General features: G+C 68.1%; 9 protein-coding genes and 1 pseudogene. 3 read left to right on the forward strand and 7 right to left on the reverse strand.

Features of this window, described 5'->3' with window-relative positions; translation table 11 throughout:
- A pseudogene (gene phzA, locus LT948_RS30300) lies at positions 1-153 on the reverse strand (phenazine biosynthesis protein PhzA); the annotation flags it as partial.
- Positions 154-848: 695 nt separating this feature from the next.
- Here phzA and phzM point away from each other — a divergent pair.
- Entirely contained in the window at positions 849-1,853 is a 1,005-nt protein-coding gene (gene phzM / locus LT948_RS30305) for a phenazine-1-carboxylate N-methyltransferase PhzM (RefSeq protein WP_003093617.1), read from the forward strand.
- Positions 1,854-1,863: 10 nt separating this feature from the next.
- Here phzM and opmD read toward each other — a convergent pair whose 3' ends face one another.
- The 6 genes from opmD to nmoR form a co-directional block, all read right to left on the reverse strand.
- Positions 1,864-3,327 (reverse strand): multidrug efflux transporter outer membrane subunit OpmD, encoded by a 1,464-nt coding sequence (gene opmD / locus LT948_RS30310; RefSeq protein ID WP_033996266.1) that lies wholly within the window; start codon positions 3,325-3,327, stop codon positions 1,864-1,866.
- Complete coding sequence (mexI, locus tag LT948_RS30315) at positions 3,324-6,413, reverse strand: multidrug efflux RND transporter permease MexI (RefSeq protein WP_003093610.1); 3,090 nt, start codon at positions 6,411-6,413, stop codon at positions 3,324-3,326. The genes opmD and mexI overlap by 4 nt, the downstream gene beginning before the upstream one ends.
- 12 nt (positions 6,414-6,425) lie before the next feature.
- Positions 6,426-7,538: a multidrug efflux RND transporter periplasmic adaptor MexH gene (gene mexH / locus LT948_RS30320; protein ID WP_003093609.1), complete on the reverse strand. Its 1,113-nt coding sequence runs from the start codon at positions 7,536-7,538 to the stop codon at positions 6,426-6,428.
- 7 nt (positions 7,539-7,545) lie between these two features.
- Positions 7,546-7,992: a multidrug efflux RND transporter inhibitory subunit MexG gene (gene mexG / locus LT948_RS30325; RefSeq protein WP_003093607.1), complete on the reverse strand. Its 447-nt coding sequence runs from the start codon at positions 7,990-7,992 to the stop codon at positions 7,546-7,548.
- Positions 7,993-8,642: 650 nt separating this feature from the next.
- Positions 8,643-9,809 carry a gluconolactonase PpgL gene (gene ppgL / locus LT948_RS30330; RefSeq protein WP_031685331.1) on the reverse strand — a complete coding sequence of 389 codons (1,167 nt, stop codon included), beginning with the start codon at positions 9,807-9,809 and terminating at the stop codon, positions 8,643-8,645.
- Between the two features lie 79 nt (positions 9,810-9,888).
- The gene (gene nmoR / locus LT948_RS30335) at positions 9,889-10,743 is read right to left on the reverse strand and encodes a LysR family transcriptional regulator NmoR (RefSeq protein WP_003093603.1); all 855 of its coding nucleotides are present in this window, start codon (positions 10,741-10,743) and stop codon (positions 9,889-9,891) included.
- Positions 10,744-10,850: 107 nt separating this feature from the next.
- On the opposite strand from nmoR, the gene nmoA reads away from it, so the two are divergent.
- Together nmoA and LT948_RS30345 are read left to right on the forward strand one after the other, a co-directional pair.
- The gene (gene nmoA, locus LT948_RS30340; RefSeq protein WP_033995811.1) at positions 10,851-11,906 is read left to right on the forward strand and encodes a nitronate monooxygenase; all 1,056 of its coding nucleotides are present in this window, start codon (positions 10,851-10,853) and stop codon (positions 11,904-11,906) included.
- Positions 11,907-12,001: 95 nt separating this feature from the next.
- Positions 12,002-13,042 (forward strand): D-alanine--D-alanine ligase, encoded by a 1,041-nt coding sequence (locus LT948_RS30345; RefSeq protein WP_003093601.1) that lies wholly within the window; start codon positions 12,002-12,004, stop codon positions 13,040-13,042.
- The last annotated feature ends 15 nt before the right edge of the window (positions 13,043-13,057 follow it).

The following is a 13,057-nucleotide window of genomic DNA, read 5'->3' on the forward strand; positions in this document are numbered from 1 at the left end:
CCAGTTGCCGGCGCAGCCGTCCTCGACGAACAGGCTGTGCCGCTGTAACCGTTCGGCCCCCTTCATGGCCATGTAGCGCTCCACCGTGGCGCGATTCAGGCGCCGCAGACGCTCGATGTCGAGGGGTGTTTCCCTGTACCGCTGACCGTTCATGCGCCGCCTCCGAGAGGGCTCTCCAGGTATGCCGGAGAAACTTTTCCCTCGCGGCATCGGTTATTCGCTGGCGCGCAGGAGTTCGTCGCTCGGTAAGGGAGCGATATTCGCTGGGCGCATTGTTCATACGTAGGGTGAAATTTCGCGTTACATATGTTCGCCTGTCGTTTCCAGTTTTCGAAAGGCAATAGGAGTTTCATCCCGGGTTTCTTTTGGAAACCTGACGGTAATGGATTCGCAATGCTTTCGTTAAGATGCGACAGACGAGGTCGCGAAGACTTTCAGCGTCATTCCGTGAAGTGTTTCAAATAGCCAGCATCCCTGGTCGCTGATGTGGATTGCATAAAACACAGAACGCTCGTACCGGCTCAACTACAAGATCTGGTAGGTGCCAGACAGGGTATGCGGGATTGCTAAGCTGATGCTTCCTGCAATGCCGGAGGTTGTAGCCAAGTTGTAATTTTATTCTTTCGGTACGCAGGAAAAGGCTCTGGAACAGGCAGTTGGAAAGTTCCAGGGTTGTTTCCGCAACGAGATCCAGGCAGCGCTGATCCGGGGGATGAGCGCATTTTTCTCAAAGTTCCGAATGAACCGGGGTGTTCTGCGGTATTTCTCGCCGAGCGGGCAAGAAGTGCGAAATAGAGCGCTTGGGTACTTCTCGGGTTACGGAAATGTGTAACGAGAGAGAATAAAAGATGAATAATTCGAATCTTGCTGCTGCGCGTAATTTGATACAAGTTGTTACCGGGGAATGGAAGTCCCGTTGCGTCTACGTCGCTACGCGCCTCGGGCTGGCCGATCTGATCGAGAGCGGGATCGACAGCGACGAGACGCTGGCCGCCGCGGTCGGTTCCGATGCCGAGCGCATCCATCGACTGATGCGCCTGCTGGTGGCCTTCGAGATCTTCCAGGGCGATACCCGCGACGGCTACGCCAATACCCCCACCAGCCACCTGCTGAGGGATGTCGAGGGCTCCTTCCGCGACATGGTGCTGTTCTACGGCGAGGAGTTCCACGCCGCCTGGACGCCCGCCTGCGAGGCGCTGCTCAGCGGTACCCCAGGCTTCGAGCTGGCGTTCGGCGAAGACTTCTACAGCTACCTGAAGCGCTGCCCGGATGCCGGCCGGCGCTTCCTGCTGGCGATGAAGGCAAGCAACCTGGCCTTCCATGAGATCCCCAGGCTCCTGGATTTCCGCGGGCGTAGCTTCGTCGACGTCGGTGGCGGTTCCGGCGAATTGACCAAGGCCATCCTGCAGGCCGAGCCCAGCGCCCGGGGCGTGATGCTCGACCGCGAGGGTTCCCTCGGCGTGGCCCGCGACAACCTCTCCAGCCTGTTGGCAGGGGAGCGCGTCAGCCTGGTGGGCGGCGACATGCTGCAAGAGGTGCCGTCCAACGGCGATATCTACCTGCTGTCGCGGATCATCGGCGATCTGGACGAAGCCGCCAGCCTGAGGTTGCTCGGCAATTGCCGCGAGGCGATGGCCGGCGACGGCCGGGTGGTGGTGATCGAGCGGACCATCTCGGCCAGCGAGCCGTCGCCGATGTCGGTGCTCTGGGACGTGCACCTGTTCATGGCCTGCGCTGGCCGCCACCGCACCACCGAGGAGGTGGTCGACCTGCTCGGGCGCGGCGGCTTCGCGGTGGAGCGGATCGTCGACCTGCCGATGGAAACCCGCATGATCGTCGCTGCCAGGGCCTGAATCGGAACTCTCAACGGTTGGCCCCGGCGGTTTCGCCGGCGGCCAGTTGGCCGGCGCCCGGCGCCAGGTCGCTGCTGCCCCAGCCGAGCGCCTTGTAGAGGGCGATGACGTTGACGAACGAGGCGGTCTCCGCCTGCGCCAGTTCCTCGCGGATCTGGTACAGCGCGCGCTGGTTCTCCAGCACCGCCAGGTAGCTGCCGGCGCCGGCGCGGTAGCGTTCGTTGGCGATCTCCAGGGCGTTCGCGCCATGGGTCGCGGACTGGAACAGGGCGACCAGCCGACGCTGGTGTTCGGCCAGTTGGTTGAGCGCGTTGCCGACGTCCTCCTGGGCCAGCAGCAGGGAGCGCTGGTAGCGCGCCAGCGCGGCGTCGGACTGCGCCTCGACGGCGCGCAGGCGGGCCCGCACGTTGCCCAGGCGGAACGCCGGCCAACTGACGCTGGGCGCCAGTTCGAAGGCGCGCGAGGCGCTGCCGAGGTCGCCGCTGCGCAGGGCGAAGAAACCGATGAAGCCGCCCAGGTCGAGGCGCGGATAGAGTTCGGCGGTGGCCGCGCCGACGTCTTCGGTGCTCGCTGCCAGTTGCCGCTCGGCGCTGACTACGTCGGGGCGCTGGAGGATCAGGCGGTCGACGTCGCCCAGCGGCAGGTTCTTCGCCAATGGCGCGGCGCCGCTGCCGTCGAGGATCGGCGCGCCGCTGCCGGGTGCCTCGCCGCGCAGCACGTCGAGGCGATAGCGGGCGCTCTCCAGCGCGGTCGTCAGTGGCGGAATCGCCGCTTCGCTGCGCAGCAGGTTGGCCTGGGCGTTCTCCACGTCCTCCGGCAGGCCGCTGCCCAGTTGCAGGCTGCTGCGGGTCAGCTCCAGGGTGTCGCGCCAACTGCGCACCTGGGCGCGCGCCACGTCCAGCCGGCGCTGGTAGCCCTGGATCTCGAAGTAGGCGCGGGCGGTGTCGGCGGCGATGCTCAGGCGTACCAGCCGGAGGTCGGCGTCGGCCGCTTCGGCGCGGGCCAGGGCGGCGTCGGAAAGTCGGCCGAGGCGGCCGAACAGGTCGATTTCCCACTGCGCGTCGAAGCCGGCGCGGTAGCTCTCCGCCAGGCGCCGGCGCGGCTCGCCGTCGTAGTCCAGCTGTTGTTCGATGCTGCGGCTGTAGCCGGCCTGGCTGGTGACCTGCGGCAACTGGTCGAGCCAGCGGTCGTCGAACAGCGCGCGGGCGCTGCGCAGGTTGGCGCGGGCCTCGCGGATGTCGTGGTTGCGCGCCAGCGCCTGGTCGACCAGGCGCACCAGTTGCGGATCGTCGAAGAAGCTCCACCAGGGCGCTTCCCGCCGCTCGCCGGAGAACTCGCCGAGGTGCTCGCTGGCGACGCGTGGCGGCGGCGACTGCGGACGCTGGTAGTCGGGGCCGACGCTGCAGGCGGCCAGGCCGGTGCCGACCGCCAGGGCCAGCGCCAGGCGCGAAAGGTTCGGGTAGGAGCGCTTCATGCCTTGTTCACCAGCAGATCGGCCTCGGCCAGTTGCCGGCTGCGCGGGCTCTTGTCGACTTCCGCGTGGTTGCGCGCCAGCAGAGTATAGACGGTGGGCAGCACGAACAGGGTGAAGAGGGTGCCGACCAGCATCCCGGAGACGATCACCACGCCCAGGCCGAAGCGGCTGGCGGCGCCGGCGCCGCTGGCGAAGAGCAGCGGCACCAGGCCGAAGACCATTGCCGCGGTGGTCATCAGCACCGGCCGCAGGCGGATCTGCGCGGCGCGCAGGATCGCCGCGCGGCGGTCGAGGCGCTCGTGGAGTTGCAGTTCGTTGGCGAACTCGACCATGAGGATGCCGTGCTTGCTGATCAGGCCGATCAGGGTGACCAGGCCGATCTGCGTATAGATGTTCATCGTCGCGTAGCCCAGCGCCAGCGGCAGCAGCGCGCCGCAGATCGACAGCGGCACGGTGATCAGGATGATCAGCGGGTCGGCCAGGCTCTCGTACTGCGCGGCGAGCACCAGGTAGATCACCACCAGGGCGGCGAGGAAGGCGAACACCAGGGTGTTGCCTTCCTGGGTGTATTGCCGCGAGTCGGATTGCCAGTCGTGGCTGAAGCCGGCCGGCAGGCCGCGCGCCACGTCGTCGAGGAAGGCCACCGCCTGGCCCATGGAGACGCCGGGCGCGGGGATCGCCTGGAGGGTCGCGGCGTTCTGCTGGTCGAACTGGATCAGCTTGTTCGGTTCGACCTGAAGCTCCACCCGGACCACCGTCGACAGCGGCACCAGGTTGCCGTCCTGGGTGCGCACGAACTGTCGTGCCAGCGCTTGCGGAGTGAAACGCTGGTCGCGCAAGCTCTGCGGGATCACGTCGTAGGAGCGGCCTTCCATGCCGAAGCGGTTGACGTAGTTCTCGCCCACCAGCACCGCCAGCGACTCGCCGATGTCCTGCATGCGGATGCCCAGGCTGTTGGCCTTGGCGCGGTCGATGCGGACCTGGACCACCGGGTTGTTGTAGTCGAGGTCGCTGTCGACCACCACGAACAGCCCGCTCTGTCGGGCCTTCTGCTTGATCTCTTCCATGGTCCGGTAGAGCACCGGATAGTCCTGCGGGCTGCGCAGCACCATCTGCACCGGCAGGCCGCCGGTGGAGCCGGGCAGGGCGGCCAACTGGAAGGCGAAGATGCTGCTGCCCTCGACGTCGCCGACCTTGCCTTGCAGCTCGGACTGGATCGCCGAGGCGTCGCGCTCGCGTTTTTCCCAGGCCGCCAGGTTGATCCCGCCGAAGCTCGCCGCCGGTCCGTCGGTGCCGTTGATGATCCAGGTGCTCACGGTTTCCGGGATGCTGGTGTAGACCTGGTCGAGCTTGCGCGCGAACAGTTCGACGTAGTCGAGGTTGGCGTGCTGCGGCGCCTTGATCGCGGTGAGCACCGCGGCCTGGTCCTCGGTCGGCGCCAGTTCGCGTTTGGGCATCGAATACAGCAGCGGCAGACTGATGCACACCAGCAATGCCAGGCCGCCGGTCAGCCAGCGGTGGCCCAGGGAGAACTCCAGGACCTGCCCGTAGCGCCGCGTCAGGCCGCCGAAGAACCACTCGGCGGCGCGGCCCATGCGCCCCTCGTTCTGGTGTGCCTGGAGCAGCAGCGAACTCATCACCGGCGACAGGGTCAGCGCCACCACCCCGGACACGATCACCGCGCCCGCCAGGGTCAGGGCGAACTCGCGGAACAGCGCGCCGGTGAGGCCGCCCATCAGGCCGATGGGGGTGTACACGGCGGCCAGGGTGATGGTCATGGCGATCACCGGGCCGGCCACTTCGCGGGCGCCGATCAGCGCCGCCGCCACCGGCGACTTGCCTTCCTCGATGTGGCGGTGGACGTTCTCCACCACCACGATGGCGTCGTCCACCACCAGCCCGATGGCCAGCACCATCGCCAGCAGGGTCAGCAGGTTGACGCTGAAGCCGAAGGCCAGCATCAGCGCGGCGGCGCCGAGCATCGACAGGGGAATGGTCGCCACCGGGATCAGCACGCTGCGCAGCGAGCCGAGGCAGAGGTAGATCACCAGCACCACGATCAGCAGCGCTTCCACCAGGGTCCGCACCACCTCGTCGATGGAGGCCTGGATGAAGCGCGAAGTCTCGTAGGCGAGGTCGACGCGGACATCCGGCGGCAGGGTCTTCTGGATCTCCGGCAGCAGCTTGCGGATGCCGTCGACGATCACCAGCGGGTTGCCGGTGGGCGTCGGGAACAACCCCAGGTGCACCGCCGGGTCGCCGTCCATCAGTGCGCTGGTCTCGGTGGCCGCGGCGCCCAGTTCGACGGTACCGACGTCGCGCAGGCGCACCAGGCCGTTGCCATCGTTGCGGATGACCATCTCGCGGAAGTCGTCGACGTTGGTCAGGTCGGTGTTGACCCGCACGTTGGACAGCACGTACTGCCCCTTCACCATCCCCGGCGCCGCCTGGTAGTTGTTGCGGCGGATCGCCTCGGCCACGTCGGAGGCGGTCAGGCCGCGCCCGGCGAGGCGGTCGGCGTCGAGCCAGAGGCGCATGGCCAGGCGCTGGCCGCCAAAGGTCTGGACCTTGGCCACGCCGTCGATGGAAGAGAACATCGGCTCGACCACCCGCGACAGGTAGTCGGTCAACGCCGGGATCGGCAGGGTCTTGCTGGAAAAGCCGACGTAGGCTACCGCGGTGGTCTCGCCGGAAGAGCGTTCGATCACCGAGTCGTAGGCACGCTCGGGCAGCTTGTAGCGCACCGAGTTGACCTTGGCCATGGTCTCGGTCATCGCCTGGGTCGAATCGCGGTTGAGCAGCATGCGGATGGTCACCACGCTACGCCCCTGCACCGAGGTCGAGGAAAGGTAGTCGATGCCCTCCACCGACGACACCGCCTGGGCGATCGGCTGGGTGACGAAGCCCTGCATGAGATCGGCGGAGGCGCCGGGGTACTCGGTGGTGACGGTGATGGTCGAGCTTTCCAGCAGCGGGTACTGGCGGATCGGCAGCTTGCCCAGGGAGAACAGGCCGAGCAGCAGGATCAGCGTGCTGACCACCAGCGCCAGCACCGGCCGGCGGACGAACAGGTCGGTAAAGGTCATCGCGGGGTTCCTTCAGCGGCCGGCGACCGGCACGGGGGGCGCGGCGCTGCTCAGGGTGTCTTCCTTGACCGGTTCCACGGCCATCCCGTCGCTCAGGTTGATCTGCCCGGAAGTCACTACCCGGTCGCCCTCGGCGAGGCCCTGGAGGATTTCCACGCGACCGTCCCAGCGCTCGCCGATCCGCACCGAGACGCGCTTGGCGCTGAGCGGCCGGTCGCCTTCCTGGTGGGCGACGAACACGGTGTCGCCGTAGGCGGTATAGGTGACCGCGGTTTCCGGCACGCTCAGCGACGGCGCGTCGGCTTTGCGCGAGACCCGGATGCTGGCGAACATGCCGGCGGCGAGCAGGCCTTCGGGGTTGTCCAGCAAGGCCTGGACCTGCACCGTGCGCGACTTGCCGATCAGCGGGTCGATGGCGCTGATGCGCGCCGGGAAGCTGCGCCCCGGATAGGCGTCGACCAGGACCTCGAGGGGCTGGCCGAGCTTCAGCTCGGGGCTGGTGCTTTCGTCCAGGGAGAAATTGCTTTTCAGGGTCCGCGCATCCACCAGGCTGGCCACCGGCTCGGCGACGCCGAGGTACTGGCCGAGGTGCACGCGGCGGATGCCGAGCTGGCCGGAGAAGGGCGCGCGGATCGCCTTCTGGTCGATCAGCGCCTGGGTCTGGCGCACCGCGCCGAGCGCCATGTCGCGGGCGGCGACGGCGTTGTCCAGCTGTTCCTGCGAGGCGACGTTGCGCTCTACCAGCTTGCGCGCACGGGCATGGAGGATCTCGGCATTGCGCAACTGCGCCTTGAGACGGATCAGCTCGGCCTGTTCCACCGCGTCGTTGAGTTGCACCAGCAACTGCCCTTGCTGCACCTGCTGGCCCGATTCGAAGGCGATGCGGGTGATCCGTCCTGCCGCTTCGGCGGCCACCTGGACCTGGCGACCGGCCTCCAGCTCGCCGACGCCATCGAAGACGCGCGGCACCACCCGCCGCTCCACCGAGGCGAGGGCGACCTTCACCGGCGGGTAGCCGGCGAAACCGCCGGCGTCTTTCTTCGCCGAGCCGGTGGCGTAGACGGCGATGCCGATAACCGCCGCGCAGATGAGCGCGGCACTGGCGATCAGGACGGGTTTCTGCATGATCGCCTCAGGCCTTCTGGTAGGTGGCGGCCACGGAGACGTCCTGGCGCAGCCGCTGGCGTTGCGCGCTGGCGATGGCCGTGGCGATCAGGCCGCCGATCACCGCGATGTGCTCGAGGGCGAAGAACATCGCCAGCTTGGCTTCGACGCCGGTCTTGCTCCAGAAGGTGTGGACGATGAGGATGGTCAGCAGCAGGAACACCGCCAGCGCCCCGGCGCCGAGCCATAGCTTGCGGTCCAGCAGGACCAGCGCGGAGCCGGCCAGCAGGGTCACGGCGGTGGCGATGTTGAACAGCCAGGCCGGCTCCAGGCCGGCGGCGCGCATTTCCTCCAGGCTGGCCTGATAGTCGAACAGCTTCGCCAGTCCCGAGGCGACGAACATCAGGGCCAGGCAGATCCGGGCGGTCAGCCAGAGCCAGTTGCTTTCGAGCGAGTTATCGATGAAGCGCTGCATGGGTCGTTCCTTGTGCTGGTCGCCATCCGGCGCCGCGAAGCGGCCGTGGGGGCGGTTCGTGGTCCTGGGGAAACGGGGCGGTATGACCGCAGCGGGGACTATAAAACCTCAAGTTAAGTTGAGGTCAAGGGCGTCTGTGATTAGCGCTGTAGGCCTTGCTGGGCGTGGATTACAGGTGGATTCGTTGGTGCCGCGGGACGGTGGGATGAGGGGCTGACGATTGGTCGCGGGGACTATTGGGGGAGGGGCTGGGTGTAGCTTGCGGGCAACCCGTCGCGACGGTTCCCCCTGGAGCGAGACGCCTTCGCGGCATCACTGTCGCTCGACCCGCTGCGCGACGATTCGACCTCCTGCCGGGGCGAGTTAGCTACCCCATCGTCTGGAGGGCAAGCATGGCAAACCTCTACGTGGCGGATCCTGGTTCCGTAGGGCGAATAACCGCTTGCGGTTATCCGCCGGTTCTTCGGGACAGCGGCGGATAACGCCCCTGGCGTTATCCGCCCTACAGGACTTGCCGTATGTGGGCGGAAGCTCCATGCCTGTGGGCCTCGGAGCCAGGGCGGGCTTCGGCTCTGGCTCCGTAGTGCGGATGACCGCTTAGCGCCGATCCGCCGGCCCAGCGGCGTATCGGCGGATGGCCGAGCGCAAGGTCACGGCACCGCCACGAAGCGCAGATCGCTCGGTGACCCCACCTCGACGCTTTGCAGAGTCTTGCCCACCTGGCCGCTCTGCGGATCGCGGGCGAACACCCGCAACTGGTCGCTGTTCTGGTTGGCCACGAGGACGAAGCGCCCGCCGGGCGAGAAAGCGAATTCGCGCGGCTCGGTGCCTTCCACCGAGCGCCGTTCGACGAAACGCAACTGGCCGCTGGCCGGGTCGACGGCGAAGGTCACCAGTTGGTTGTCGTCGCCGCGATTGAGCACGCCGAGGAAGCGGCCGTCGGCGGACAGGTGCAGGGCGCCGGCGCCGACCTTGCCCTGGAAGCCGGCAGGCGCCAGGTCGTGGGTCTGCAACTGACGCAGGCGGCCATTGCCCTCATGGGCGAACACCATCACCTGGCCGCTCAGTTCCAGGGTCAGGTAGGCGAAACGCCCGTCGGCGCTGAAGATCAGATGGCGCGGGCCGCTGCCGGGCGGGGTCGGGACGAATGCCGGATCGGCCGCCTGCAGCGGACGTTCGGCCTGTTCCGGGGCGTAGCGGTAGACGAATACCTTGTCGGCGCCGAGGTCGGGGGCGAACAGGTACTGGCCGTCGGGCGAGGACACCACCGAGTGCACATGACCGGAAACCTGGCGCGGATGCACCTTGCTGGCCTGGTGCGACTCCACCTGCACCACCGGCGCCAGCGAGCCGTCCGCGCGCACCGGCAGTACCGCCACCGAGCCTTCCGGCTGTACCGAGTAGTTGGCGACGAACAGGTAGCGACCGTCGTGGCTGAGGCTGCTGTAGGTCGGATGATCGCCGAGGGTCTGGACCTGGCTGATCTGTTGCAGGCGGCCGCTGATCGGATCGAAACGGTAGGACGTGGCGCGACCGACGGTGTCGCCCTTGCCGCCCCGTCCGTTCTCGTTGACCACGAACAGAGTGCGTTGGTCCGGGGCGAAAGTCAGGTACGAGGGGTTGCTGGTATGGGCCACGCGCAGCGGGCCTTTCACCGAGCCGTCGGCGCCGTCGAAGCGGTATACCTGGATGCCCTCGCTGGAGCCTTCGGTATAGGTCCCCACCAGCAGGTTGTAGAGGCTGGCGGCCTGGGCCTGGGGCGCCATGCCGGTGAGCGGCGCGAGGGCCAGCAGGCAGAGGGTGGGCAGTCTTCTCATGGGCAACTCCTTGGCTCGCTATTGTTCTGATGGCTCGGGGTTGGACCGGAGCCAGGCCGTTGGGTTCGCCCCTGGCCGCTCAGTCGCCGGCCTGGCCCAGCAGGCCGCGCCAGCGTTCGAAGGCGGCGGTCGCGTAGCCTTCGCGCCAGACCAGCCAGGTGTCTACTTCGGCAAGGGGCAGGCTGCGCAGCGGCGGTGTGCCGAGCAGTTGCAGCACCGAGCGCGGCAGCACGCCGACACAGGCGCCGGCGGCGACGCAGGCGAGGATCGCATGGTAGGAGCCGACTTCCTGCACCGTCAGCGGCGTGCCCAGGCTGTCCTCGGCCAGTTGCCGGTAGGTGCAGCCACGGGCGAAGCCGGCCAGGGTGCGCAGGCGCACCTCGGCGACGTCGTGGACCGGCGGGTGTTCGGCCGGCAGGATCATCAGCAGTTCCTCGCGGAACAGCGGCTCGCCGCGCAGGCCGCTGCCATCGAGTTCGCCGGCCCAGCCCGGGCCGGCGGCCACCAGCGCGCAGTCCAGGCGCCGCGCCCGCACCCCATCGAACAACGCGCGACTGGTGCCGGTGGAGACTTCCAGGGCGACCCGTGGACAGGCCTTGTGATAGCTCGCCAGCAGCGCCGGCAGGCGGCTGGCCGCGGTGCTTTCCATGCTGCCCAGGCGCAGGCGCCCGCCGGGCTCGGCGGGATGCATCGACTGGCGCGCCTCGTCGGCGAGAGCCAGCAACTGCTCGGCATAGGCGAGGAATTCGCTGCCGCGTTCGGTCAGGCTCATGCGCTTGCCGTCGCGCAGGAACAGTTCGACGCCCAGGTCCTCCTCGAGCTGGCGGATCCGCGTGGTGACGTTCGACTGCGCTCGCTGCAACTGCTGAGCGGCGCGGGTGACGCTGGCTTCGTGGGCGACCGCGCGGAAGATTTCGAGGGAGGAAAGGTCCATCGATTTATCTCTTTATGAGAATGATTTGTTAAAAATATTCTTTTATGAAGATATATTGGTCAAGCGTTGGCCGACGCGGTGTCGTCCGACCGGGAGAGGGAATCGCCATGACTGACCGCTTCACGCGCCTGCTCGGCATCCAGCAGCCGATCGTCCAGGCACCCATGCTCGGCGTCTCCACGCCGGCGCTGGCCGCCGCCGTATCCAACGCCGGCGGGCTCGGTTCGATCGCCATTACCGGTAGTGCCGCCGAGAAGGGCCGGGCGCTGATCCGCGAGGTGCGCGGGCTGACCGACAAGCCGTTCAACGTCAATCTGTTCTGCCACCGCCCGGGTCAGGCCGACCCGGCCCGCGAGCGCGCCTGGCTGGACTACCTGAAGCCGCTGTTCGCCGAGTTCGGCGCCGAGCCGCCGGCGCGCCTGAACAACATCTACCTGAGCTTCCTCGAAGACTCGACCCTGCTGCCGATGCTGCTGGAAGAGCGGCCGGCGGCGGTCAGCTTCCATTTCGGCGCGCCGCCCCGCGACCAGGTTCGCGCGTTGCAGGCGGCGGGCATCCGCGTACTGGTCAGTGCCACCACGCCGGAGGAAGCGGCTCTGGTGGAGGCCGCCGGCGCCGATGCGGTGGTCGCCCAGGGCATCGAGGCCGGTGGCCATCGCGGGGTGTTCGAGCCGGAGCGCGGCGACGCCGCCATCGGCACCCTGGCGCTGGTCCGCCTGCTGGCGGCGCGCGGTTCGCTACCGGTGGTCGCTGCCGGCGGGATCATGGACGGACGGGGCATCCGCGCCGCCCTGGAGCTGGGCGCGAGCGCCGTGCAGATGGGCACCGCCTTCGTCCTCTGTCCGGAGTCCTCGGCCAACGCCGCCTACCGCGAGGCGCTGAAGGGGCCGCGCGCGGCGCGCACCGCGCTGACCGTGACCATGTCCGGGCGCAGCGCCCGCGGCCTGCCCAACCGGATGTTCTTCGATGCCGCCGCGCCTGGAGTGCCGCCCTTGCCGGACTATCCGTTCGTCTACGACGCGACCAAAGCGTTGCAGACCGCCGCTCTGGCTCGCGGCAACCATGATTTCGCCGCCCAGTGGGCCGGCCAGGGCGCGGCGCTGGCGCGGGAGCTGCCGGCCGCCGAACTGCTGCGCACGCTGGTCGAGGAACTGCGCGGCTGAGGGAGGCCGTTCGCTGCGCGCGACGATGACTGTCTCTGTTCAGTTACCCCTGTGTTGTGCTTTTCTGCCTCCAGCACTGGAACGACAGGTGGAACATGGGACAGGACAAGTTGAAGGTCGCCGTTCTCTTCGGCGGCAGCAGTGAGGAACGGGACGTCTCCATCGCCAGCGGCGCGCAGGTGATCCAGGCGTTGCGCAGCGCCGGCCACCAGGTGCTGGCGGTGGATACCGCCAGCGGCCTGCTCGGCGCGGAGGAAGAGCGCCGCCTGCTGGCGAGCAAGGTCAAGGAGGTCCCGCCGGACTCCGACTCGCTGGCGATCATCCGCAGCGGCAAGCAGAGCCTGCTGAGCGCCGGCGAACTGGCTGGGGTCGACGTGTTCTTCCTCGCCCTGCACGGCGGCACCGGCGAGGACGGCACCCTGCAGGCGCTGCTGGATGCCGGCGGTTTCGCCTATACCGGCAGCGGCCACCTGGCCAGCGCCATGGCGATGGACAAGGACGTGGCCAAGCGCCTGTTCCTCGCCGCCGGGGTGGAGACCGCCAGTTGGCTGATGGCGCCGGCCTCGGAAGAGGCGGTGCGCGAGCAACTGGGCTTCCCCCTGGTGGTCAAGCCGAACAGCCAGGGCTCCACCGTGGGGCTGTCCATCGTGCATTCCCAGGCCGAATTGCAGCCGGCCATCGAGCTGGCCGGGCGCTATGGCGACGAGGTGATGCTGGAGCGCTTCGTCGCCGGCCGCGAGGTTACCGTCGGGGTGCTCGACGACCAGGCGCTGCCGGTGGGCGAGATTCTCCTCGGTGGCCAGGAAGTCTTCGACTACGAACACAAGTACCAGGCCGGCGCGGTGCGCGAGGTGTTTCCTGCCGACCTGCCGCCGGCGATCGCCGCCGAGGCCCAGCGTCTGGCGCTGAAGGTACACCGGGCGCTGAAGCTGAGCGGCTACAGCCGCACCGACTTCCGCCTCGACGAACAGGGCCGGCTCTGGTGCCTGGAGGTCAATACCCTGCCGGGCATGACCGCCACCAGCCTGCTGCCGCAGGCCGCGGCGGCGGCCGGGATCGGTTTCGCCGAACTCTGCGAGCGGATCTGCCGGCTCGGCATCGAGCGCTGCAAGGGCGCGCGCAAGGCGCGTTCCTGATTCCCGCGGCCCGCC

It is taken from the genome of Pseudomonas sp. CP-1, assembly GCF_021213715.1.
In the GTDB taxonomy this organism is placed as follows: domain Bacteria; phylum Pseudomonadota; class Gammaproteobacteria; order Pseudomonadales; family Pseudomonadaceae; genus Pseudomonas; species Pseudomonas aeruginosa.